Annotated in this window: 20 protein-coding genes; 6 read left to right on the top strand and 14 right to left on the bottom strand. The window is 52.0% G+C overall.

Going from position 1 to position 23,923, the window contains the following annotated elements; all coding sequences use genetic code 11:
* Positions 1–38: 38 nt before the first annotated feature.
* The 5 genes from leuD to CZ787_RS00595 form a co-directional block, all read right to left on the bottom strand.
* Positions 39–680: a 3-isopropylmalate dehydratase small subunit gene (leuD, locus tag CZ787_RS00575; protein ID WP_087105388.1), complete on the bottom strand. Its 642-nt coding sequence runs from the start codon at positions 678–680 to the stop codon at positions 39–41.
* Complete coding sequence (leuC, locus tag CZ787_RS00580; protein WP_087105389.1) at positions 677–2,065, bottom strand: 3-isopropylmalate dehydratase large subunit; 1,389 nt, start codon at positions 2,063–2,065, stop codon at positions 677–679. Before leuC ends, leuD begins: the two co-directional genes overlap by 4 nt.
* Positions 2,066–2,077: 12 nt before the next feature.
* Complete coding sequence (locus tag CZ787_RS00585; protein WP_087105390.1) at positions 2,078–3,586, bottom strand: tripartite tricarboxylate transporter permease; 1,509 nt, start codon at positions 3,584–3,586, stop codon at positions 2,078–2,080.
* 51 nt (positions 3,587–3,637) lie between these two features.
* Positions 3,638–4,108 (bottom strand): tripartite tricarboxylate transporter TctB family protein, encoded by a 471-nt coding sequence (locus CZ787_RS00590; protein WP_254908507.1) that lies wholly within the window; start codon positions 4,106–4,108, stop codon positions 3,638–3,640.
* 64 nt (positions 4,109–4,172) lie between these two features.
* The gene (locus tag CZ787_RS00595) at positions 4,173–5,198 is read right to left on the bottom strand and encodes a Bug family tripartite tricarboxylate transporter substrate binding protein (RefSeq protein WP_087105391.1); all 1,026 of its coding nucleotides are present in this window, start codon (positions 5,196–5,198) and stop codon (positions 4,173–4,175) included.
* A gap of 187 nt (positions 5,199–5,385) precedes the next feature.
* On the opposite strand from CZ787_RS00595, the gene CZ787_RS00600 reads away from it, so the two are divergent.
* Both CZ787_RS00600 and CZ787_RS00605 read left to right on the top strand, forming a co-directional pair.
* On the top strand, positions 5,386–6,171 hold the full coding sequence (locus tag CZ787_RS00600) for a GntR family transcriptional regulator (protein WP_176372146.1): 786 nt from the start codon (positions 5,386–5,388) through the stop codon (positions 6,169–6,171).
* A gap of 23 nt (positions 6,172–6,194) precedes the next feature.
* Positions 6,195–7,061, top strand: a complete 867-nt coding sequence (locus CZ787_RS00605) for an isocitrate lyase/PEP mutase family protein (protein WP_087105575.1) — start codon at positions 6,195–6,197, stop codon at positions 7,059–7,061.
* A gap of 102 nt (positions 7,062–7,163) precedes the next feature.
* Here CZ787_RS00605 and CZ787_RS19025 read toward each other — a convergent pair whose 3' ends face one another.
* From CZ787_RS19025 to CZ787_RS00650, 8 genes are all read right to left on the bottom strand, one after another.
* A complete protein-coding gene (locus CZ787_RS19025; RefSeq protein WP_254908508.1) occupies positions 7,164–7,421 on the bottom strand; it encodes a hypothetical protein in 258 nt (85 codons plus the stop codon).
* 961 nt (positions 7,422–8,382) lie between these two features.
* Entirely contained in the window at positions 8,383–8,601 is a 219-nt protein-coding gene (locus CZ787_RS00620) for a hypothetical protein (protein WP_087105394.1), read from the bottom strand.
* A 388-nt stretch (positions 8,602–8,989) separates the two neighbouring features.
* Entirely contained in the window at positions 8,990–9,772 is a 783-nt protein-coding gene (locus tag CZ787_RS00625) for a 3-hydroxybutyrate dehydrogenase (protein WP_087105395.1), read from the bottom strand.
* Positions 9,773–10,010: 238 nt separating this feature from the next.
* Positions 10,011–11,258 carry an MFS transporter gene (locus CZ787_RS00630; RefSeq protein ID WP_087105396.1) on the bottom strand — a complete coding sequence of 416 codons (1,248 nt, stop codon included), beginning with the start codon at positions 11,256–11,258 and terminating at the stop codon, positions 10,011–10,013.
* A gap of 78 nt (positions 11,259–11,336) precedes the next feature.
* Complete coding sequence (locus tag CZ787_RS00635) at positions 11,337–12,932, bottom strand: antiporter (protein ID WP_087105397.1); 1,596 nt, start codon at positions 12,930–12,932, stop codon at positions 11,337–11,339.
* Between the two features lie 242 nt (positions 12,933–13,174).
* Positions 13,175–13,840: a two-component system response regulator NarL gene (gene narL / locus CZ787_RS00640; protein ID WP_087105398.1), complete on the bottom strand. Its 666-nt coding sequence runs from the start codon at positions 13,838–13,840 to the stop codon at positions 13,175–13,177.
* Between the two features lie 2 nt (positions 13,841–13,842).
* Positions 13,843–15,690, bottom strand: a complete 1,848-nt coding sequence (locus CZ787_RS00645) for a histidine kinase (protein ID WP_087105399.1) — start codon at positions 15,688–15,690, stop codon at positions 13,843–13,845.
* A gap of 329 nt (positions 15,691–16,019) precedes the next feature.
* A complete protein-coding gene (locus tag CZ787_RS00650) occupies positions 16,020–16,586 on the bottom strand; it encodes a YIP1 family protein (protein WP_087105400.1) in 567 nt (188 codons plus the stop codon).
* A gap of 126 nt (positions 16,587–16,712) precedes the next feature.
* Between CZ787_RS00650 and CZ787_RS00655 the strand changes: the two genes are divergently transcribed.
* The gene (locus CZ787_RS00655) at positions 16,713–17,135 is read left to right on the top strand and encodes a MarR family transcriptional regulator (protein WP_087105401.1); all 423 of its coding nucleotides are present in this window, start codon (positions 16,713–16,715) and stop codon (positions 17,133–17,135) included.
* Between the two features lie 23 nt (positions 17,136–17,158).
* Here the strand turns inward: CZ787_RS00655 and CZ787_RS00660 are convergent, their stop codons facing one another.
* Positions 17,159–17,545, bottom strand: a complete 387-nt coding sequence (locus CZ787_RS00660; protein WP_176372147.1) for a SirB2 family protein — start codon at positions 17,543–17,545, stop codon at positions 17,159–17,161.
* A gap of 270 nt (positions 17,546–17,815) precedes the next feature.
* Here CZ787_RS00660 and CZ787_RS00665 point away from each other — a divergent pair, with 270 nt between their 5' ends.
* Genes CZ787_RS00665 through narJ form a run of 3 tightly spaced genes read left to right on the top strand, consistent with a single transcriptional unit; the run spans position 17,816 to position 23,920 of the window.
* On the top strand, positions 17,816–21,586 hold the full coding sequence (locus CZ787_RS00665; protein ID WP_087105402.1) for a nitrate reductase subunit alpha: 3,771 nt from the start codon (positions 17,816–17,818) through the stop codon (positions 21,584–21,586).
* The gene (gene narH / locus CZ787_RS00670) at positions 21,583–23,145 is read left to right on the top strand and encodes a nitrate reductase subunit beta (protein ID WP_087105403.1); all 1,563 of its coding nucleotides are present in this window, start codon (positions 21,583–21,585) and stop codon (positions 23,143–23,145) included. Before CZ787_RS00665 ends, narH begins: the two co-directional genes overlap by 4 nt.
* Positions 23,138–23,920, top strand: coding sequence for a nitrate reductase molybdenum cofactor assembly chaperone (gene narJ / locus CZ787_RS00675; protein ID WP_087105404.1), 783 nt, complete (start codon positions 23,138–23,140; stop codon positions 23,918–23,920). Before narH ends, narJ begins: the two co-directional genes overlap by 8 nt.
* The last annotated feature ends 3 nt before the right edge of the window (positions 23,921–23,923 follow it).

A 23,923-nucleotide genomic window follows, 5' to 3' on the forward strand; every position in this document is an offset into this window, starting at 1 on the left:
CATGCCAATGGCCAGGGGTAAGGTTAAGCAGAGGTAACCTAATCAAGTCGATCATCAGCTGGCATTACCCATGGCCGCTCTGCCAAATAGTGCTTAGCAAATTCATTGATCTCTCGTCCCCAGGTTTGGGTAGCTCGAATGTCGTCAATTCCTTTCAACAAGCGTTCTCGGTTACCGTCGTCAATGTTGAAAATCAAACACTGACCGTCCCCCCAGCGTATTTCGCAAGCTTCAAGATCGACTACGAGAGAAGCATATGGATTGGCTTGACAGTATGTAACAAGGGTATCGAATGATGCTTGATCAAGCATTATCGGCAATAGGCCATTGCGAATAGCGTTGTTACTAAAAATGTCAGCAACTTTGGTTGAGATAATGACTTTGACGCCGTAATCGACAAAGGCATAGACCGCGCCTTCCCGCGATGAACCACAACCAAAGTTGTGCCCAGCCAGAACAATTTCTACTGCGCTGTCTATTTCACGATTAGTCGCTTCTGGGAGTGGTGCATTTGGACGAGGTTTGCCATCCATATCGTAACAAGCATCGTAAAGCAGATAATGATGATACCCACTGCTGCGAGGCTTGCGAAGGAAGCGTGCTGGAATGATCTGATCGGTATCAATATTATTATTAAGCAATAGCAGGGCCGGGCTTTCAACTCGGGTGACGGGAGTCATGTGTTGGCTCCTATAGCAAACTGTCGAACATCTACGATCTTACCGTTAAGGGCTGCCGCGGCGGCCATGGCTGGGCTCATCAGATGGGTGCGCGCGTCGGGGCCTTGCCTGCCAGGGAAGTTACGGTTACTCGTGGAAGCACAGCGCTTTCCTGGAGCGACGCTATCGCCGTTCATAGCTACACACATCGAACAGCCGCTTTCACCCCAACTTGCGCCAGCCTGACGGAAGATATCTGCGAGGCCTTCTGCCTCGGCCTGAGCCTTAACACGGTTGGAGCCAGCGACGATAAGTGTCGGCACCTTGACCGTACCATTGACCAACACTGCAGCCGCGTCTCGTAGATCGCTCAGCCGCGAATTGGTGCATGAGCCAATGAATACCTGATCGACTTTCAGTCCGATGATGGGGTCGCCCATTTTAAGCCCCATGTACGCTAGCGAAGTGTGGGTAGCGTTATTGTCTGCAGGGGAGAAAGACTCATTCACGGCCACGGATTGTTCGGGACTGGTACCCCAAGTGATGCGAGGAGCCACTTCATTAGCATTTATTATTACCTGTTTGTCGTAGAAGGCGCCGTTATCGCTGTAAAGTTCGCGCCAGTGGCGCTCAGCCCGCGCGAAGTCGGCGCCTTGTGGTGCCTGAGGGGTATTACGTAACCAAGTGAAAGTGATCGCGTCAGGGGCGATCATACCTACTCGAGCTCCAGCCTCAATGGTCATGTTGCATAGTGTCATACGAGCATCCATGGAAAACGCGCTGACGGCTAAACCAGTGTACTCAACAGCGTGACCAGTGGCGCCACCAGAACCGATCTCATGGATGATATGTAGAGCAAGGTCCTTTGCGGTTACGCCTTGTGCGAGCTCACCCTCAACATGAATGCGCATGGTTTTGGGACGACGTTGCCACAGCGCCTGTGTGGCGAGCACATGGGCGACTTCGCTAGCGCCGATGCCCATAGCCAAAGCCCCGAAGGCACCATGAGTAGTGGTATGGGAGTCACCACAGACTATAATTAACCCTGGTAGGGTTAGCCCAAGTTCAGGCGCAGCAACGTGAACGATGCCACGGTCGCTGTGACCGAGTCCTAAATACGTCAACTGGTGCTTGGTGGTGTTGTCTTCTAGTAACCGAATCATGCCAGCGACTTCTGCGTCATCGTTGAGACGCTTTAAATCTGAGGGTACGTAGTGGTCGGCGATGCCGAACGTTAACTCAGGATGGGCCAGTGGCCGACCGCTGCTATCGAGTTTGTCGAAGGCATGAAATGAACCCTCATGAACGAAGTGGCGATCAACCCAGAGCAGGTCGAATTCTCCGTCGCTTGCAATCACATGTTGCTTCCATATTTTCTCGAACAGGGTCAAGGAGGGCTGAGTCATTGTGTCGTCCTCTTAAGTATTCGTAGCAGTGCGGCGGCGTTTGATTACGCTACCTACCACACGCGGCAGCACCGAAAGCAGTAGGAGAGCAAGTAGCACCAAGGTGATAGGACGGTCGACGATGAAACCAAGATTGCCACTGCTAATCTGCATGCTGCGCGCCAGCTCGCCCTCGGCCATGCCTCCAACCAGCAGGCCTACAACAGTCGCTGCTACAGGATAGCCATAGCGACGCATCAACCAACCAAGGATGCCGGTAGTCACCACTGTGATAGGTCCAACCATATTGCCAGTGATGGCATATGAACCGACTACTGAAAGAACCATCACAATAGGAATCATTAATTTGAGCGACAACTTAACGATATAGCCAGCGAGAAAGATGAAACCGAGCCCTACTATCAGGAGCAGTACCGCCTGGGCCATATTGCCGATGATAAGGGCATAAACGATATCGGGGTTTTCTCGAATAAACCGTGGGCCACCAGTAACATTGTGCATGGCGAAGGCGCCAAGCAGCACTGCAGTTCCAGCACCACCTGGCAGCCCGAGTGCGAGTAAAGTGATCATTGAGCCCCCTTCGGAGCTGCTATTGGCCGACTCGGCAGCGATTAGACCTGAGGGGTTACCCTTTCCAAAAGAGTCCGGGTCCTTGGATCGCTGCTTGGCGGTCGCGTAGGCAGCTAGGTTGGCAATGCTTGCCCCAACTCCTGGAATGGCACCAATCAAGGCGCCCATGCTACCACCACGCAATAACTGAAAAGGTTTGCTGAGCGCAAGACCCATGCCCAGAAGGATATTGCGGAAACGAACCACGCGCAGAGCGCTATCGTCAACGATATATTGCTTACCGACTAAATTGAAAAGCTCCGAAGCAGCGAAGAAACCGATCAAGGCGGGAATCACCGGTATACCGTCTAATAGATACATGCTGCCAAAGGTTCCGCGCATCTGCCCCGCGTCGCTATAACCGATGGTGCTGATGAGAATACCCAATATGCCTGCGGCGATGCCTTTGGAGATGCTGGCATCATTAAGCACCGCAATTAAAGTGACCCCCCATATTGCCACTACCAGCATTTCGGTGGGCCCCAGACGAAGGACCCATTGTGAGATGGATTGCACCGTGAACAGCAGCAGTAGATAGCCAATCAATGTTCCCAGTACCGAAGCCACTAGGCCTATTCCCAGCGCTTGGGCATGCTCCCCACGGCGCGCCATAGGGTAGCCATCGAAAGAAGTAGCTACCGAAGAGGATGTGCCTGGAATGTTCATCATGATGGCGGGGATTGCTCCACCGAAGCCACCACCAGTAAAAATGGCGGTTAAGAATAAAATGGCTGGCAAAAAATCCATGTACATTGTTGCAGGCAGGAATACTGCCATAGCAATTGAAATGGATAGGCCAGGTATAGAGCCAAAGAATAGCCCGATGATTAGCCCTGGGGGCACCACCAGCCAGGCAATTGGAGTATTTCCCAATAGGCTGAGAGCGGCGTTGAAGGCCTCGGCATTAATCATGTCGTCTTGTGCCTCCTGGCGAAGGTAGCAGTGGAAATGTAACAGTAGATATTAGAGCAGCAGCGTGGGCAGGCGGACGCCGAGCAGCTTGATGAACAACACTACAATGGGAACCGAGACCAACAGTCCAAAACAGATAATTACCCACCAGCGTCTTTCACCCTGTAAATACAGAGCAAGGCATAAAAATAAAAAGCTGCCCAGATCGAAGCCAATGATCAATATTGAAAGTACGTAGAGAGCCAGTAGCCCCATGAACAACAACGCAGGTCGCGCCGAGTCGTCGGAGGCGTGATGACTAACGGGAGCTACTTGGCGGTACCAGTCAATTACTTTGGCCCCGGTGATTGCTAATAACGCAGTAATACCGATGCCTGCTGCTGGAAGAATCAGCAGCCAATCAGTGACACCTCGAGCAGCGGCATGGACACCATGGGCGTAGTAGCCGAATACAGCTGCCAAGCTCATTGAGAACAGTACATTCCCCCATGGAAAGGTGTGCCACCGTTTTGAGGTTTCCATACCGCGCCTCCCGCGATGTAAATTCGTTGAATGATGGCTTGAGAGCCGAATCTAGACGCTGCGCTTACTGCAAGAGCGGAGCGTACTGTTGAACGACGCGGTAGGCTTCGTCGACCAGTGCCTGGCTTTCTTCCGGTGAAACCCAGTCGGCCCCAATGCCTGCTTGAGTAGCCCAAGTCTGGAATTCATCGCTTTCGAGGGTATTCTGATAAGCCAGCATTAGTCGCTGGTAGCGCTCCGGATACTCTTCCTGCAGCGATGCGTGGGCCATTAATCCAGTGACGTTTCCACCAATCAGCGGTAGAGCATCACTGCCTAGGCTCGTCATGACGTCGTTGAAGAGCGGTGCGTCCCAATTGTCGCTGGGTTGATCATTGACCACCGCTAGAGCTCGTACTTCATCACTAATGCTTAGAGCTGCTTCAGCAGCAAGGATCTCAAAATCGATTTGATTACCCGCCAGAGCCGATCGCAGCGGGGCGCCGCCGCTGTAAGTCACGAAACGTACGTTGTCATGCTCAATGTCAAGGGCGTCCATCATCACTAGTGTCTGTAGATGACCGCCATTGCCGACGATGATGCCAGAACTGACTTCACCGGGTTCGCGCATCGCCTCGACTAGCGACTCTAAGTCTTGATAAGGACTATCATTATGTACCGCAACGATCCCGTAGTCATTCCACTGAGCGCTGAGCAGCTGAAAGTCTTCCCATTTCACCGGTGCACCGCCGATCTCAATGGCACTGGCCAGGTAGGGGGAGGCCTGCATCACAAGTAGTGTTTGGCCATTGGCGACCTGCTGCTGAAAATAGGTGGCACCAAGCGCTCCGGCACCGCCGGGGCGGTTAATGATGCTGACCGGTACCCCAAGACGAGGAGACATATGCTCTGCTAGTCCGCGCGCCATGCGGTCGGCGCTTCCGCCGGCATCGAAGGGCACTACTATCTCAATGGGGCTGTCCGGCCAATCTGCTTGGGCGGTGCTAACTAGGCCAACGCTGAGAACTAAACACGATATGCCAGTGGCAAGCTTGGGTAAGTCGTCCTTGATGGAGGAAGCAAGCGAAATGGCATGATGATGATATTTCATAGGGCGTCTCCGACTGTCTTTGTTATAGAGAATCTAGCTCGGTGAATCTGCTGGCGTTTGATGAAATTTCGTCCCTTGGCAACATCCATTGACACATGGTATCTTTGTTATGTCAATAGGACATGTGGTCGGTAATCGTGAGTTTATCGCTCATCTAATTAGGCTACCGAGTAAAGCAGGAGACGCAGTGACAGATCTCTCAATACGTCAGGCTAGCGGGGACTCTAGTAACCCATGGCCGAAGCATCATCGTGTCTATTTGGTTTTGCGTCAGGAGATTCTCGAAGGGCGTTACACCCCCGAACAACCACTCCCCAACGAAATTCTGCTAACTGAACAGTTTCGGGTCTCGCGAATAACCATTCGTAAGGCAATGGAGCGTCTGGACCGAGAAGGCCTGGTGGTGCGCTATCGCGGTAAGGGCACTTTCCCTATAGCCTCTAATGAGAATTCACCAGTTGAGGCCAGTATTTCAGGTGTTATAGAAAACCTGATAGCCATGGGGCTTAAAACTGAGGTCAAAGTGCTTGATTTTGGCTATGTAGCAGCTTCTGCTGAGGTTGCTCTAGCGCTTGGGGTAGAGCCTGGGATGCAAGTTCAGAAGGCCATACGCATTCGTAGCCATCGCGGCACGCCGTTTTCGCTGCTGACTACCTATGTACCCGAGAAAATAGGCCGTACCTTTTCTGAGAATGATATGGCTAGCCGACCGCTGTTGCTATTGCTTGAGCGCGCCGGAGCCAAGGTTGCCCGGGCTGAACAGTCGATTACAGCCAAGTTGGCAACGCCTAATCAGTCTGGCTTGCTCAATATGGAGCCGGGCGATGCATTGTTGTGCATTCGCCGCACGGTACTCGATGAAAACGATCAGCCTGTGGAATACATTGAAGGGTTTTATTGCCCAGACACCTATGAGCATCAGATGTCACTTGGGCGCAAGACCTATAACAACAAGCGCGTCTGGGATGCGTGACCTACACCATTGAGGTAAATGCCATGATTCCGCTAGACAGTTTGATCCAGCAAACCCAAGGGGCCGTGGTTGCTCCAGGCGTTTATGACCCCTTTACAGCTAACTTGGCAGCGCAAGCTGGCTTCAAGTGCTTGTATCTATCTGGGGCCAGTCTCGCCTACACCCAATTGGGGCGTCCTGACCTGGGTCTTGTCACTATGACCGAGGTTGCTAATAGCATCGCAGCAATTCGCGATCGGACCGATATTGCTTTGATTGTTGACGCTGATACGGGCTATGGCAATGCACTCAATGTACAGCGCACTGTTCGTGTATTCGAGCGCAGCGGTGCTTCCGGAATTCAGCTCGAAGATCAAACATTTCCCAAACGTTGTGGCCACCTCAGTGGCAAGACCTTGATCAGCGTCGATGAAATGGTAGGTAAGATCCAGGCAGCTTGCGATGCGCGCGTTGGTAAGGCAACACAGATCATTGCGCGTACTGATAGTATTGCGGTTGAGGGGGGCAATGCAGCAATTGAGCGTGGCGAGCGCTACCTGGAGGCTGGTGCGGATGTGTTATTCATAGAGGCACCGCAGAGTCGGCAGCAGCAGTTGATGATCACTGAGCGCTTTCAGCATCGGGTACCACTGCTGGCCAATATGGTCGAAGGAGGAGTAACTCCTGCTAGTAGCGCAGATGAGCTCGCTGAATTGGGTTTCAAGTTGGTTATTTTTCCAGGTGGCTTAGCCCGCGCCGTTTTTCGTCAGGCCACTGCCTACTTCGAGAGCCTAAAAACCTACGGATCTACCGAGCCATTTCGAGATCGAATGGCTGCCTTTGATGAGCTAAATAAAGCGATAGGTCTACCGGAAATGTTGAAGACGGCAGAGCGCTATTCAACAAAGTAGTATCCTTTTCGTATTTATCCATGAGTATAGAGCTCTGCAAGTATTCAATAACATCGCCGAAGACACTATTCGTTGTCTTTGGAAGTTGAGCGTAATATCGGTTTACCGGGTGGGGTCAATATAGTTGGCCCACTCTTGCATCATGGTATGGCGTTTTTCGAAGAGGTCTCCCCGCCGGTATGCAGCTTCCACCTTGTTTTCGATGGCATGCGCCAACGCCATTTCAGCGACATCCCTCGGATAACTGGTCACCTCTCCTGTCCAATCACGGAAGCTTGGACGAAAGCCATAAGGGACATAGTTGCCTTTCTCTCCGCTAGGGCCGTAACCTAGCCCTCGCATAAACTGTAGAAGTGACATATTCGATAGCGGCCGACAAGGCTTCATCCTAGGGAAAATGTGTCTATTGCCTTTTACACGGGGGAGGCTCAGCAACAAATTCATTGCCTGCTTGGATAGGGGCACTCGGTGCTCCCGGTTCGTCTTCATGCGCTCTGCTGGAATTTGCTAAGTAGTTTTCTCAATGTCGACTTCGTGCCACTGTGCATTTAATACCTCTGAGGTACGTGTGGCAGTAAGTACTAAAAACTGTAGCGCTTTTGATGAAATACTGTTGTAGGCCTTAATAACGCTAATAAAGGCGGCTACTTACAGCCTGTATTAACAGCTTTGCTAGCGCCTAGGTGTTGCACTGTGGATAGATAGCACTTATGTCATATCTTCAGATGCAGTTCCCGCACAAGAGCAATTAGCGCGGCGTTGAGCGCAATTTTACGAGCACCTACCGCTTAACACAATTTCGGCAGGGTAACTATAGCGTCGCAGAGAGCGTATGCTTAACACAATTTCGGCAGGGTAACTATAGCGTCGCAGAGAGCGTATCAGCGAGCGTTCCCGATAGGTACGTTAGGGCGCTCTCCAGCGTGTAGCCGTCGGACCCAGTTCGTACTAGTGGTCGAGAGGCCCTTTTCCTCAAGCATTAAGACAGCCTCTATATCACCGTCATTTTTTTCTAGCACGTACGCTACTTTGCAGGGCTTACCATCAACCTCAATTGTTTCACCGCGCCCGGGCAGCGCATCAACGGCTATTGATCCATCTGAGTCGCGTGTCTCATATCGTACTTTCATAACCTTCTCCAATGAGGATGCAGGGTTACAGCGTAGACTATTCATTAGATGAACAGGTAACCCGTTACCAATAGATCGCAACCTTACCGTCGGCATGTCGTGAGACGCCCGGCACTTCTGATGCGATGACGATGCTCAGTGAAAAGCGCTGTCTAGGCGGGTTGTAGCTTGGTTATCTGCGACGAACGGTTTTAACTTAGCTTTCTCGTCACAGTGCAGTGACACACTTCGTCCTTAATGCTATCAATGCGAACAACAACAGGGCGGTCTTCAGCCGGGTCTTCTGTAAATAATAGCCAGCTATTGGAATCCAGGCCCCGCACATATTCTTTACCTACCTCAGGGCTCTCTACCTGGTGTGTGCCAATTTGTGTAGTCATGCCAACTTCAAGGCGCTTTATGTCTTGCATGGGATTTACCTGTGTCGAAGAAAACAAAGTACCAGTAGGCATGCTACATGGCGCACTGGGCAATTCATATCATCTTCTATCCAGGCCCAACTGGTAGTCTTCTAGGAAGGATCAGTCAACACCACAGGATGCTTCTCAACTGCTCGCAGTAGTGTACGCGCAGTACCTGTAGGGACTCGGCGGCCTTGCTCCCAGCAGCGAAGGGCTGGGGCTCACGCCCAATAGCTTGGCAAACTCACCCTGCGACAAACCCATGCGATGGCGTGTTTTCGTTGCTTGGCATTTTTCGAATATTGCTTACCCCAACTAAATACCTGGTGGCCTGACAGCCAAGAAGATATTGCCTTCACGCTGTCAAACCACAAGGTCGATTTCAGCAGACTAGCAGTTACTGCATAAACCAGCCGTGGCTTACTACCAACGACTGCCCGGTCATCACATTGCTCTTTGCACCCGCAAAGAACAGCACGGCATCGGTCACATCGTCAGTGGTAGTGAATTGCCCATCCACCGTGTCTTTTAGCATGACGTTCTTGATCACTTCATCTTCAGTGATACCCAGCTCTTTTGCTTGCTCAGGGATCTGTTTGTCTACCAATGGTGTGCGCACAAAACCCGGACATACCACGTTGGAGGTCACGTTGTACTCTGCGCCTTCCTTGGCTAGTACCTTGCTGAGGCCGATCAGGCCATGCTTGGCGGTGACATAGGGCGCCTTGAGCTTAGAGGCCTCTTTAGAGTGGACCGAGCCCATGTAAATTACACGGCCATAATTAGCGGCATACATGTGCTTCAAGCAGGCTCGCGTAGTAAGGAATGCACCGTCAAGATGGATGGACAGCAGCTTTTTCCAGTCTTCAAATGGAAAGTCGACCAGCGGATGTACGGTCTGGATGCCTGCGTTACTGACCAGGACGTCAATCTTGCCGTACTTGGCAATGACCTCATTCACCGCCTTTTCGACTTGCGCTTCATCGGTGACGTTCATTGCCACCGCAAACGCATCGGCGCCAGCCGCCCTGATCTCTTCGGCAGTGGTCTTGGCGGCATCCAGGTTGAGATCAGCAATGATAGGAGTACCACCCTCGGCAGCAAAACGAATGGCAATTTCCTTGCCGATGCCGCTGGCAGACCCAGTAATAAGACCAATTCTGTTGTCAAAACGCGCCATGGTATACTCCTTTTAAGTGTTGGAAGTGCCATCAAGGTAATCAAAAACAACCTGACCCAAGCCAAGGACCAGGTTGGCGATGCAGTGAGTGGCTGAAACCACGCCAAGAACCGGCAGATAAGCAGCATATAATCTCGCTGATCACTGTGGTAGACAACACTCCATCATCGCAAATTACTAAAGATCATTACTTAAAACTGTAAGCAACGGCTTTCAGAAGAGGGGAAATATGATTTGCTTAATTCCCCATCTCTTTTGTAAACGTTTTGACACGCCTTTCTGTCCACCACATCCAGATAATCGAAATAAGCGTTACCGCGAAGCACAGCATCCATACGGTGGTGGCGATGCCTGTCAGGTCGACGAGGGCGCCAAACATGATAGGTAGTAGAAAACCTCCTAGGCCGCCTGCAAGGCCGACAATGCCGGACACCAAACCAAGGTTTTCCTGGTAGTCATTGGCAAGATACTTAAAGACGGACGCTTTACCAATTCCCCATGCAATGCCCACTACAAATAGCGCGGTAGTGAAAAGCCACACGGGAATGCCAAACCCAAACTCCACGCGAGCCCCATTGGCAGCGCCCTGAACGCTATAGTAGGTCTCTGGATAGGACATGATAAAGAGCGCAATTAAACTCGCCCATAAGCATGTCCAGGTTACGGTGTGGGCGCCGAAACGGTCCGATAACCAACCGCCGAATGCGCGAATAATGCCGGAAGGCAAGACGAAAATAGTGGCAATCACGGCAGCTAATTGAATGCCAAAGCCATATTCATTCATGTAGTAACGGGTAAGCCATAGTGAGACGCCGACATAGCCGCCGAACACTACCGAGTAGTATTGACAATACTTCCAGACTTTTGGGTCGTTGATAACGTTGAGCTGCTCACGCAAGGAGCTACGTTGTGTATTGCGATGGCTCGGGTCAGTAAACGAGAAGAACCAAAAGAAAGCGGCAGTTGCGAGCATGATAATCGCATACAGATTGGGTACCGCTTGCCAGCCAAGCATAACGATAACGGTAGGGGCTATGTATTTGGTAACAGCAGCACCCGCATTGCCCGCCCCAAACACCCCCATTGCCAAGCCTTGGCGATCTTTTTCAAACCACTTTGCCGTATAAGTGATACCAACCGAAAAAGCTCCCCCGGATAGGCCGATAAAAGCGCCTAGTATTAATAGCTGCCAATAAGCGGTGGCGAACTGCACCAACCAGATAGCGGGCACAATAACCAACAGCACAATAAAGAAAACCGGGCGCCCGCCGTAACGGTCTGTCATTGAGCCCAGGGGCAAGCGGGAGAGGGCACCGGTAAGAATAGGAATGGCCGTTAAAATGCCAAACTGTGTTCCGTTAAGTGCTAATTCCTCGGCAATAGGAACGCCAATTTCACCAAACATGGTCCAGACCATAAAGCACATGGTGAACGCAAAGGTGTTGGCAATGAGTACCGCATTCTGCTTAAAACGATGGGTAGCCATGGCGCCCCCTGAGTTTTCGCGTCAATAGGATGGATAGCACTGATATCCAGGTTCCCAATTTAATAAGGCATCAAATCGCTATGGATTACGCACATAGGCATTTTTGCGCAGGTAGAACCACCAGTTGATCAGCAGGCAAACCAGGTAAAAAACGGCAAAACCATACATGGCTACTTCAGGCGAGCCTGCACGAATTTGATCCCCCAGCACAACGGGGGCAATAAACGAGCCGTAACCAGCAATAGCCGCTGTCCAACCCAGTACCGGCCCCTTTTTCTGCGCATCAAAAATAAAGCCAATACTGCGAAATGTAGAGCCGTTGCCGATGCCGCTGGCGGTGAAAAGCACCATAAACAGCAGCATGAATAACCAGAAGTATTGGTTAGGATCGGTGGCGTTGTACGCCAGCATCATGACGTACCCCGCCCCAACTGATGCAAAGACCATTACCACCGTGATGATTTGTGTGACCAGTGAGCCACCGAATTTATCAGCTACCCAGCCACCGATAGGGCGTACCAGCGCACCTATAAAAGGACCTATCCATGACCACGTAAGCGCGCTGGGCGCATCCGGGTTGGCGATTCGATTAATGCTTCCATCGGCGGCTATTTCGGCCATATTGCCGAATATAATCGTGATTGAAAGGGGAAGAGCCGCTGAAAAGCCAATAAATGAGCCAAACGTGACGATGTAAAGTAGCGTCATTGCCCACGTGTGTTTATCACGGAAAATCGTAAACTGTTTTTGGATATTAGGTTTAATTTGTTCGCCAGGTATAAGGCGCAGCATGATCAGAGTGACAATGACGGTGCAGGGCAGAGCCAGCCACATATTTAGCCAAGACAGCGCCACAAGGCCAAGGAACGTCGCAATAATACCTACACCATAAAGCCCCAGTATTTTGCCAAATGCCTGTAGCGGTGTGCCTGGGTCGGGGCTAATAGGGCGCAAGTTGTTCATGCCAAACCAACCAGCAAAGGCTAAAGGGATGAGAAAGAGCACCCAGATAAATGCCGCATTTTGTATCCAGGTATGGGTGCCCGCCTCAATTCGGCCAATCAAGGTTCCGCTTGCGTTTTGAAGCTCCATGGGGCCGCCCGCAAGAACACCAAAAAGACCGACAGTCATCACCAGGGGAACAAGGATTTGCATGGTGGTGACACCAAAATTGCCAAGGCCTGCATTCATTCCCAGTGCGTAGCCTTGCTGTTTTTTGGGATAGAAGCTGGAAATATTACTCATGGAACAGGCAAAGTTTCCTCCACCAATACCTGATAACAGGGCCAGTGCCTGAAAAATCCAGAAAGGCGTGTTCGGATTCATAAGCGCGAACCCAGTGCCCGCTGCGGGTATGATCAGCAATGCTGTAGTGAGAAAGACCGTATTACGTCCCCCCGCTAAACTAAGCATAAATGCCGCTGGAATACGTAATGTTGCGCCTGCCAGCCCCGCAGTAGCCGTAAGGGTGAAAAGCTGGTCAGTGGTGAAAGGAAAGCCCAGGTTTTGCATCTGAGTTGTGATCATGCCCCACATCATCCAGACCGCAAAGCCTACCAGAAGGCTAGGAATAGAAATCCATAAATTGCGGTTTGCAATGTGCTTTCCTTCGTTTTCCCAGAAGCCGGAGTCTTCGACATCCCAGCGTTCAATGTCAGCATTTTTTCTGGCCATCATGTACCCCCTTGTAGAAAAGTGCCGCATAGCACTGCTTATACGAAAGATACGCGCTAGCAAGCAGAGGGGGAATGAGGCAGGTCAATGGATGGGAGCTCTCAAGTACCTCTTACGAGGTATGTATGTTAAGTATCTAATGTATTGTTTTTAAAAGTTTTAATGATGCGCCTGGTGGTGTAATAAATGGCAATAAGCGAAAGTTGGATTTTAAGGGGTATCCACTCATGGCAGGCTTGCAGCTACTTATTGAGGCCTTCTTGTACGGCCCAAACAGCAGCTTCAACGCGCGAGCGCAGGCTTAGCTTCTTGAGCAGGTGCTTAACATGTACCTTGACGGTGCCTTCGGTAATATCAAGCTTGCGAGCAATGAGTTTGTTCGACATGCCCGCGGCTAATTCGGCAAGAATCTCTTTTTCGCGCTGAGTAAGCGCATTAATAGACGGTTTCGTAGGGTGTGAACGCTGGTTGCGCAGTGCTTGGGCAAGTAGCGCTGTTAAAGTTTCGCTAATGGCCATGCGGCCTTTGGCAGCCTGGCGCAGCTGATGAATCATATCCTCTGGCTCCATGTCCTTTAACAAGTAGCCATCGGCCCCGTCACGCAGCGCATCTACAACGTCGCCTTCCTGATCTGACACGGTATACATAATGACACGGCCTGCATAACCTTCTTCGCGCAAATGTTTAAGTGTTTCCAGGCCATCCATCTCGGGCATATTGAGATCCAGCAGTACCATGTCTGGGTCAAGCGTGATGGCTTGATTGATGCCTTCACGGGGGCTTCCTGTTTCAAACACCAACGCCAGATCATCTTCCATTTCCAGTAATTGACGTACTCCTCGTCGTAGCAATGGATGATCATCAATTACGATAAGTGTGGCGGGCTCGTCGTAAATTTCGCTAGCCATATTCAAGTACTTCCTTCCTTGATAAGACGTTCGGTCAACGGGGTAAAGCACAGATAAACGCCTGTGCCTCCTTCGGGTCGATTTGTGAAATGAAGGTCGGCATTAATGTTATTGGCTCGTTCACGCATGATCACTAGCCCGTAGTGCATGGGGGGGGACTGATCATCCTTTAGGCCTATACCGTCATCTTCAATCGCCAAGCGCAGTGCTGCCTGGTCAAATACTAGGCTAACGTGTGCCCAGTGAGCTTTGGCATGTTTATGTGTATTGGCGAGTGCTTCACGCGTGATTTGCAGCAGGTGTATTTCTTCACTTGCGCTAAGTAAGTGGGGCGGCAGGCGGTAGGTTAGCTCGACCGGGAATCCAAGCCGCTGGCTAAACTCTTTGATGGTTTGCTGAAGTGCGGGCTGAAGACCTGGCTTATCCAAGCTAAGCCGGAACGTGCTTAATAGCTCACGGAGCTGGCGATAGGCACTATTCAGCCCTTCACGTAAATCGCTGGTTACGCCACTTTGTTGCTCAGCGGAAAACTGTTTCTCCTGCATACGTTCCAGGCGTGTTACCTGCATTTTTAAATAAGACAGCGACTGCGCGAGTGAATCGTGAAGCTCACGGGCAATAATCGTGCGCTCGTTGACAAGAGAAAGTTGTTGCTCTTCTTCAATACGCTTCTGCAAAAAGATAGCCGTAGCCAGGTTGTCGGTAAGCGTATTGAGTAGCTGCTGCTTCGATGCGTTGATGGGTGCAGAGTAGCCCACGGTAAGAGAGCCAAGAATCTCCTCGCCAACCGCAACGGGCAGCACGATCGCTTCAGTATTTCGAGCAATCGCATTGGCCCGTTGCGGCTCCAGGCAGGCAAGGCAGTTTAAGTCGCGACAATAGAGAGGCCGCTCGGATGAGTGGGTTGCCAAAATTGCCATATCAGTATCGTCATGCTCGCTGCGCAGCGAAAGCACGATAGGGCCGATATCCAGTAGGTCTTCAAGCTCGCGTAAGATAGGTGCCGTGCTGGCGCAAAGATCATTACCGCCCCCATAAAGCGTACGGCTTCCATTGTGAATGATCTGGAGGGCACGATTGTGGCGTTTAAGCTCTGCCTGCTTGTGAGATACACGCGCTTCCAACGCCTGGTAACGCGTATCCAGCCGCGCTGCCATCTGATCAAAAGCGCGCCCAAGCTGGCCTAGCTCATCGTGGCTGGAAAAATTAGAGCGATATTGGAAGTTGCCATGGCCCGCTTCTCGGCTCAGGACTCTAAGCTGGCGGAGTGGCGTCACCAGATTATGTCGAATATCGTAGAGCGCAATGAAAAGCAGCACACCAATCAAAAAGAAAAAAAGCAACTGCAGAGAACCCAGTAAATGCATCTTGGATTTAGTGCTGCTTTCCAGTGTCGAGACATACTGGTCAATATGATGAATAAGATTATTCAGCGCTACTCTGGCTTGTGCTACATCGTTGCTACTACCATGAATAGCATCATCAAGCAGGGGGGGTAAGGTGTTATGCCACAGAGCTTGTAGCCCAGCAAGCTGCTCTTGAACCACTTCATCATGGGTGTAGTGATACCCAACGGCGAGCGCTGGGCCTTCCAGTTTCGCGGTAAGCTGATCAGTCAGTCGGTTAACGTTTTGTTGAGACCCGTTTTGCGTTTGGGTCAATGAGCCTAAAGCTTCAGAAAGCTGAGCACTGTTCAAGCGTAATGAGCCCGCGACATTAATCGCCGCTGCATCGCCTTGGCTATTTTGGGCAATCATCATGGTGAAGCCGATGCTGAGAACGGTCATCCCCGTGATGGCCAAGAGGTAAGCAGTAATACGAGCTACAAGAGAGTGGCGTAAGAGATTCATGCGACTCCCATGGATTTAAAAAAATAAGGGGTCTTAAAAAGATAAGTAAAAGCTGCTGTAGCCGACGGCATGGCTAACGATAAATGACTATATGACTTATCGAAAGATATGAAAAGCAGATACATCGTATCCTGATGAATCATGTAATCTTCTTTGTCTCTCGTCAATATAACGGTTGGTTAAGAGGCCTATCACGTAAAACTTAAAAAAAGTAAGACCGTGTGTTTTTTTAGATTCGGGTATTTCTGATGAGCGTTATTTTTAGTGCTCACAAGCGACGTCTTCGCACATTGAAAATGCGCTAGAGCTACCATGGCGTTCAACGGCGTTTAGTAAGCCCAAACAACCGCCAGCAAAACACCCCATCCAAGAATACCGGCTGACATAATAGTATAAGTGGCTGATATGGTGGCAACATCCAGCTCGTTACGAGTGCAGAGCGCTTGCAAGCCTTGATAAATCAGACTGCATGAAACACCTAGGGCGGCCAATACGACGATCATATTGAAAAATAACGAGGGCACCCATAGCGCAAGGGCTGATATCCATAAGGGAAGAGGAGCGAGTGTGGCAAGCAAATAGGCATTTTTATAGCTAATTGAAAGCTGATCGACACCATTGACGACTGCGTGAATAACCCAGCCCATTATAAAAAAAGTCAGTAGCTCAGCCAAAAAAAGAATCGTCGTAATAAACCGCCACTCCCTTTCAGCAAAACCAGTCATAAAGGTATCGCCATAATGCGTTCCTGCATAATAGAGCATTAAAGGGGGCAATAACGACATGGGAAGAACCACGCACCATGCTAACGTCGGAATGGAAGGCGAGTTCGATTTAAGCGATTGCCATCCAGAGCGATGACTAAAGGGCATTTTGAAAAATGTAAGTACATTCATCTCAACTACCTCTTGGTGTCTTAAAATTAAACGGCTATATATCATATAATGATATTTTATTTTTAGAGGACGCCTGCGGTATTGTCAAGCGGGGGGAAGTCGTCACGAGCACATTAAGGAGCATCCATGGCAGAAAAAACAGCAGTGCAAAAAGACGAGCTTGATAAGGAAGATTTCGAGCGTCTATCCCAGTTTCGCTATCAGTTACGCTGTTTTTTACGTCGCAGTGAAGATATCTGCCGCAAGCATGGGCTCACCGCGTTGCAATACCAGCTGTTGCTGCACCTACGCGGTTTTGCTGAACGTGACTGGGCAACGGTAGGTGAGCTTGCCGAGCGGCTGCAAGCCAAGCATCACGGCACTGTGGCATTGGTTGACCGCTGTGAGCAGTTATCACTCGTTGAGCGCCGTCAAGGACGTGAAGACCGCCGCCAAATAGAGGTGCACTTGTTGGAGGAGGGAATCGAACGCGTCACCCGAATTGCTGAAGCGCATCAGCCAGACCTCTACCAACTTCACGCCGGTATGTTATTTCCGCCTAGTGAGTAATGCGCGCTAATGGCGTCACCTTATCAGCTTAGCCATGAAAGCGGAGTCCGATGCATCGCAACGCCCAGTATATAGATAAATACAAGCACCGCTGCCACGGCGGTACCGGCCCGAATGGCTGGCGTTTTACCGCGTTTAATCGCCATTGTACCCAGCAGAATATAAACAATCAGCGCGGTGATTTTGGCGCTGAGCCATGGCGGAAGTGGCCAGAAGCTCAGCATGATGGCCAATAGCACGCCGAAGGTTAGAAGCGCCGTATCGATGATATGGGGAAGTATCTTGACCCAGCGCGCCTTAAGGATTGGTCGCCCAGTTACTGACCAATAAGCACGTATTATAAAGAAGACGAGGCTCGCATAGGCGGCCGTCATATGTAGATGCTTAACCGCAAAATAGTGCTCAATCATGGGTTTATCTCTGGGTGAAAACAGTATCTTGTGAACAAGAATCGCCTCTTTTCCGCTAGGGGATTATACGGGATTTCATCGCTATATTGTCTGATTTCCTGCCATGAATGAAACGTCGTCGCCTGTGGTCTTTAGCCGCGTATCCCTTAAGAGGTAGGGTGGGGTTATATGGAGGTAACCAGGCAGATATTGCCGTTTTAATCGCTCAGAATCGATTTCCAAGACGCCTGTTTAGGCATTGCTTTCTTTTTGGCGCCAGGGAGATCGACCATGAGTCATTTCATTGACCGGCTAAATTTTTTCCGCAAAACGCGCGAGCCTTTTGCCAATGACCACGGCGAAGTTCGCCAGGAAGACCGCCAGTGGGAAGACAGTTACCGCCGCCGATGGCAACACGACAAGGTCGTCCGCTCTACCCACGGGGTTAACTGTACCGGTTCGTGTAGCTGGAAAATTTACGTCAAAAACGGCCTGGTGACATGGGAAACTCAGCAGACTGATTACCCGCGTACACGCCCCGACCTGCCTAATCATGAGCCTCGCGGCTGCCCTCGAGGGGCGAGCTACTCGTGGTATCTTTACAGTGCTAACCGCCTCAAGTATCCCCTTATCCGTAAACCGCTGTTGGCGCTTTGGCGTGCGGCGTTAAGTGAAAAAGGCGACCCGGTAGAGGCCTGGGCTTCAATTGTTGAAGACCCGGCCAAAACAAAAGAGTACAAACGCGCCCGCGGCATGGGCGGCTTTGTTCGTGGCAACTGGGATGAGCTTAATGAGTTAATTGCGGCTTCCAACGTTTATACCGCCAAACAGTACGGGCCTGATCGCATCATTGGCTTTTCGCCTATCCCTGCCATGTCGATGGTCAGTTACGCCGCCGGTAGCCGCTACCTATCGTTAATCGGCGGCGTATGCATGAGCTTTTACGACTGGTACTGCGATTTGCCACCCGCCTCGCCGATGACCTGGGGCGAACAAACCGATGTTCCCGAATCTGCCGACTGGTACAACTCAGGCTATATCATTGCCTGGGGGTCGAATGTGCCTCAGACCCGCACACCAGATGCCCACTTCTTCACCGAGGTTCGCTATAAGGGCACCAAAACCGTTTCCATTACCCCTGATTACGCTGAGGTTTCCAAACTCACAGACGAGTGGCTCTCTGCTAAGCAGGGCACCGACGCAGCACTCGCCATGGCCATGGGCCACGTCATTCTCAAAGAGTTTCATCTTGAAAACCCCAGCGCCTACTTTACCGATTACGTGCGCCGGTATACCGATATGCCCTGCCTGGTCGAGCTGGAGCCACGCGATGATGGCTCTCTTGTGCCCGGGCGCCAACTGCGTGCCAGTGACATTGCTGATCACCTGGGGCAGGACAATAATCCTGAGTGGAAAACACTGGTTTGGGATGATGCACGTGATCAGTTGGTGGTGCCGCTGGGCTCTATTGGTTTCCGTTGGGGAGAAGAAGAGGCTCACCAGGGTAAATGGAACCTGGAACCTTTGGATGCCGACGGCGTTGAGATTTCACCTCTCTTGAGCCTTGCCGAGCGCCATGACGATGTCGCGCGCGTGGCCTTTCCCTATTTCGGCGGTATCGAGCATAAGCACTTTGCGCATGTAGAAGGCGAAAGTGGCGACCGCTTGTTCCACAGCCTGCCCGCTAAACGGCTGCAAAAAGCCGATGGCAGCAGCGTGCTGGTAGTGACTGTCTTTGACCTGATGTGTGCCAACTACGGTATCGACCGAGGATTCGGCCAAGCGGGCGAGGATGATGGGGCTACCGACTATGCTCAGATAAAACCCTACACCCCCGCTTGGCAGGAAAAAATTACCGGCGTCTCGGCAGAGCAGTGTACCCGCATCGCTCGAGAATTTGCCGATAATGCCCACAAGACACGTGGGCGCTCCATGATTATCGTGGGTGCCGGTATGAACCACTGGTACCACATGGACATGAACTACCGCGGTTTGATCAATATGCTGATCATGTGCGGGTGTATCGGTCAGAGTGGCGGCGGCTGGGCACACTATGTGGGTCAGGAAAAATTGCGCCCCCAAACGGGCTGGCTGCCCTTGGCATTTGGGCTTGATTGGACGCGCCCACCGCGCCATATGAACTCTACGTCGTTCTTCTATAACCACTCTTCGCAGTGGCGCTATGAGAAGCTTGAGATAAAAGAGATTCTTTCGCCACTGGCTGACCCACGTCGTCACACCGGCAGCCTGATCGACTACAACGTACGCGCCGAGCGTATGGGCTGGCTGCCTTCTGCTCCTCAGCTAACCACGAATCCGCTGCATTTAGCGGGCAAGGCCAAAGACGCTGGTATGGCCACCAAGGATTATGTCGTTCAGCAATTAAAAGCCGGTGAGCTTTCCTTTGCTGCCGAAGACCCGGATAACCCCCAGAACTTCCCGCGTAACATGTTTATCTGGCGCTCCAACCTGCTGGGTAGCTCCGGTAAAGGGCACGAGTACATGCTCAAGTACCTGCTGGGGACTCGGCACGGCATTCAGGGGAAAGACCTGGGCGATTTTGGCGGACAGAAGCCTGAAGAGGTTAAATGGCACGACGAGGCGCCTGAAGGCAAGCTTGATCTATTAGTCACGCTCGATTTTCGTATGTCGACGACCTGCCTCTACTCGGACATCGTGTTACCCACGGCGACCTGGTATGAAAAGAACGACCTTAATACCTCTGACATGCACCCGTTTATCCATCCGCTAACGGCTGCCACTGATCCTGCCTGGGAGTCGCGCAGCGATTGGGATATTTATAAAGGCATCGCCAAGGCATTCTCCAAAGCGTGTGTGGGCCACTTGGGTGAAGAGACGGATTTAGTCACGCTACCCATGCAGCACGACTCTCCCGGCGAGCTTGCGCAGATAGATGTAAAGGATTGGAAGAAGGGAGAGTGCGCGCCCATCCCCGGCAAGACCATGCCTGCATTGATGGAAGTACAGCGCGATTACCCTGCCACGTACGAGCGTTTTACCTCACTTGGCCCGGCGCTTGAAAAACTCGGCAATGGTGGCAAAGGCATTAGTTGGAACACGGATAGCGAAATAGAACTGCTCGGCAAGCTGAATCACGTTAAGCGAGAAGGCCCGGCAAAAGGGCGCCCGAACATCGAAAGCGCTATTGATGCTGCTGAAACCGTACTGACGCTGGCGCCAGAAACCAATGGCCAGGTAGCACTCAAGGCGTGGGAGGCGCTCTCCAAAATTACCGGGCGCGATCACTCGCATCTGGCACGACCCAAAGAGGATGAAAAAATCCGCTTTAGCGATATCGTGGCCCAACCGCGCAAGATCATTTCCAGCCCCACGTGGTCGGGCCTGGAGGATGAACACGTCTCCTATACCGCCGGGTATACCAACGTTCATGAGCTGATTCCGTGGCGCACCGTCAGTGGGCGTCAGCAGCTCTATCAGGATCATGCCTGGATGCGTGACTTTGGCGAAAGCCTGTTGGTGTATCGCCCACCGATCAATACTCGCGCCGCCGAAAATTTCAAGCTGCCCGAGGATAATGGCTTCAAAAGCAAGGCACTGAATTTCCTGACACCGCATCAAAAGTGGGGGATTCACTCCACCTACTCCGACAACTTGCTGATGTTGACGCTGAATCGCGGCGGTCCTGTGGTGTGGCTTTCCGAAGGTGACGCCGCCGATATCGATATTCAGGACAACGACTGGATAGAGGTTTATAACGCCAACGGCTCGATTGCTGCCCGTGCAGTGGTCAGCCAGCGTGTCAAGGATGGCATGGTGATGATGTACCACGCCCAAGAGCGACAGGTGAACGTCCCCGGTTCGGAAATTACCGGCACGCGTGGCGGTATTCATAACTCCGTGACCCGTGTTTGCCCAAAACCCACCCATATGATCGGCGGCTACGCCCAGCTCGCTTACAGCTTCAACTACTACGGCACCGTAGGCTCGAACCGCGATGAGTTCGTGCTGGTACGCAAGATGAAGCATATCGAATGGCTGGATGGTGAAGGCCAGGATGACGTTCAGGAGGCGGTGAAATGAAAATTCGCTCTCAGGTAGGCATGGTCCTCAACCTTGATAAGTGCATTGGTTGTCACACCTGCTCGGTAACGTGCAAAAACGTCTGGACTAGCCGCGAAGGTGTCGAGTATGCATGGTTCAACAACGTTGAGACCAAGCCGGGTATCGGTTATCCCAAGGAGTGGGAAAACCAGGCCAAGTGGAAGGGCGGCTGGATGCGCAGCCGTGATGGCAAGATCGAACCGCGCATTGGCGGTAAATGGCGCGTATTGGCCAATATCTTCGCCAACCCCGACTTACCCGCTATTGATGACTACTACGAACCTTACACCTTTGACTACCAGCACCTGCACACTGCTAAACCTGGCCAGCACCAGCCGGTAGCCCGCCCGCGTTCACTGATCTCTGGCGAGCGTATGAAGAAAATTGAATGGGGCCCTAACTGGGAGGAAATTCTGGGCACCGAGTTTGCCAAGCGTCGCAAGGACATCAACTTTGAACAGGTGCAGGCAGATATCTACGGCCAGTTCGAAAACACCTTCATGATGTATCTGCCACGCCTGTGTGAGCACTGCCTTAACCCTACCTGCGTGGCAAGCTGCCCCAGTGGCGCCATTTATAAACGTGAAGAAGACGGCATCGTACTGATTGACCAGGATAAGTGCCGCGGCTGGCGGATGTGTATTTCCGGTTGCCCCTACAAGAAGATCTACTACAACTGGAAAAGCGGCAAATCCGAGAAGTGCATTTTCTGCTATCCGCGTATTGAGTCGGGCCAGCCAACCATCTGCTCAGAAACTTGCGTGGGGCGTATTCGCTATTTAGGTGTCCTGCTTTATGACGCCGACCGCATTGAGGAAGTCGCAAGCTCCGCCGACGAGCAGGATCTTTACCACCGCCAGCGCGATATCTTCCTGGACCCTCATGACCCTGAGGTCATTGCCCAAGCCAAGAAAGACGGTATTCCCGACAACGTCATTCAGGCCGCTCAGGCATCGCCTGTCTACAAACTGGCCATTGATTGGGAGCTGGCGCTTCCGCTGCACCCTGAATACCGCACGCTGCCCATGGTCTGGTACGTACCGCCGCTGTCGCCCATTCAGTCTGCAGCCGAAGCGGGTAAGGTCGAGTTCAATGGCGTGATGCCAAAAATTGAGTCGCTGCGCATCCCGGTGAAGTACTTGGCCAATATGCTGACCGCCGGGGAAGAAGCCCCCGTTGTGCTCGCGCTTAAGCGTTTGATGGCGATGCGCCTTTATATGCGCGGTAAGCATGTTGAAGGAGAAGCGGATATCAGCGTGCTGGAGGATGTGGGTTTAAGCGTCGCCCAGGTAGAAGATATGTACCGCTATCTGGCAATCGCCAACTATGAAGATCGGTTCGTGATTCCAACCAGCCACCGGGAGATGGCGCGCGATGCCTTCCCGGAACGGGGTGGGTGTGGATTCACCTTTGGTGATGGCTGCAACGGCGAGAGCACGGCGAACCTGTTCAACGGTCGGCCTATTGAGAGCACGATGGTGAAACCGGTCAATGTTTTTGATCCGCAGGCGCAACCCGAGGAGACTCGTCATGAGTAACCTCGCAGAACCGCTCTTGACCCCAGAGCAACAGACCATGCGCAGCCTGCGCGTACTATCGCGGTTGCTTGACTACCCAACAGCTGAATTGCAGCAGGCCGTAGGGGAACTTGTCGAGATCGTGGCCGCGGAGAATCGTTGGCCCGCTTCGTTACGCCAACGTTTGATGAGTTGGTGTCAGCAAATTGCCGATAGTGAGCTTTTAAGCCTTCAAGCCGAGTATGTCGCGCTTTTCGAACAGGGCCGGGCTACATCGATGCTGCTGTTTGAACACGTACACGGAGAATCACGAGAGCGTGGCCAGGCCATGGTGGATCTCATGGATGAGTACCGAAAGGCGGGGTTTGAGCTAGACGCCCGGGAGCTTCCTGACTATTTACCGCTGTTCCTGGAGTATCTCTCAACGCGAAGCGATGCGGAAATGGCCCGCTGGATTGGCAATATCCGCCATATTCTGGCGCTACTTGCCGCTCGCCTGGAAGAGCGTGATAGCGACTATGCCCTGGTGACCCATGCGCTGCTGGCGCTCATCGGCGCCGAAGCGGACATAAACGCGCATCGCTCCGTTGTGAAGGCGGAAAAGCCTGACAATACCCCCGAAGCGCTGGATGCCGTCTGGGAAGAGGAAGCCGTACGTTTTTCTGCGGCATCCGACGAGGACTGTGCGTTGCAATCTGCCGAAGGGCGTCGCTTGGCTGAACGCAAGCAGGGCGTTCAACACGATGCCGTTCGCATTCTCTCTCCCGGAGCCCAGCCTCCGGCAATGGGTCGTTAACAG

The organism is Halomonas citrativorans, assembly GCF_900163645.1.
In the GTDB taxonomy this organism is placed as follows: Bacteria; Pseudomonadota; Gammaproteobacteria; order Pseudomonadales; family Halomonadaceae; genus Vreelandella; species Vreelandella citrativorans.

Coding starts and splice junctions, on each gene's coding strand:
- CZ787_RS00605 (WP_087105575.1), top strand. CDS start 6,195: ATGATTCCGCTAGACAGTTTGATCCAGCAAACCCAAGGGGCCGTGGTT.
- CZ787_RS00665 (WP_087105402.1), top strand. CDS start 17,816: ATGAGTCATTTCATTGACCGGCTAAATTTTTTCCGCAAAACGCGCGAG.
- CZ787_RS00590 (WP_254908507.1), bottom strand. CDS start 4,108: ATGGAAACCTCAAAACGGTGGCACACCTTTCCATGGGGGAATGTACTG.
- leuD (WP_087105388.1), bottom strand. CDS start 680: ATGACTCCCGTCACCCGAGTTGAAAGCCCGGCCCTGCTATTGCTTAAT.
- CZ787_RS00625 (WP_087105395.1), bottom strand. CDS start 9,772: ATGGCGCGTTTTGACAACAGAATTGGTCTTATTACTGGGTCTGCCAGC.
- leuC (WP_087105389.1), bottom strand. CDS start 2,065: ATGACTCAGCCCTCCTTGACCCTGTTCGAGAAAATATGGAAGCAACAT.
- narL (WP_087105398.1), bottom strand. CDS start 13,840: ATGGCTAGCGAAATTTACGACGAGCCCGCCACACTTATCGTAATTGAT.
- CZ787_RS00635 (WP_087105397.1), bottom strand. CDS start 12,932: ATGGCCAGAAAAAATGCTGACATTGAACGCTGGGATGTCGAAGACTCC.
- CZ787_RS00630 (WP_087105396.1), bottom strand. CDS start 11,258: ATGGCTACCCATCGTTTTAAGCAGAATGCGGTACTCATTGCCAACACC.
- CZ787_RS00660 (WP_176372147.1), bottom strand. CDS start 17,545: ATGATTGAGCACTATTTTGCGGTTAAGCATCTACATATGACGGCCGCC.
- narJ (WP_087105404.1), top strand. CDS start 23,138: ATGAGTAACCTCGCAGAACCGCTCTTGACCCCAGAGCAACAGACCATG.
- CZ787_RS00645 (WP_087105399.1), bottom strand. CDS start 15,690: ATGAATCTCTTACGCCACTCTCTTGTAGCTCGTATTACTGCTTACCTC.
- CZ787_RS00620 (WP_087105394.1), bottom strand. CDS start 8,601: ATGCAAGACATAAAGCGCCTTGAAGTTGGCATGACTACACAAATTGGC.
- narH (WP_087105403.1), top strand. CDS start 21,583: ATGAAAATTCGCTCTCAGGTAGGCATGGTCCTCAACCTTGATAAGTGC.
- CZ787_RS00585 (WP_087105390.1), bottom strand. CDS start 3,586: ATGATTAATGCCGAGGCCTTCAACGCCGCTCTCAGCCTATTGGGAAAT.
- CZ787_RS00595 (WP_087105391.1), bottom strand. CDS start 5,198: ATGAAATATCATCATCATGCCATTTCGCTTGCTTCCTCCATCAAGGAC.
- CZ787_RS00650 (WP_087105400.1), bottom strand. CDS start 16,586: ATGAATGTACTTACATTTTTCAAAATGCCCTTTAGTCATCGCTCTGGA.
- CZ787_RS00655 (WP_087105401.1), top strand. CDS start 16,713: ATGGCAGAAAAAACAGCAGTGCAAAAAGACGAGCTTGATAAGGAAGAT.
- CZ787_RS19025 (WP_254908508.1), bottom strand. CDS start 7,421: ATGTCACTTCTACAGTTTATGCGAGGGCTAGGTTACGGCCCTAGCGGA.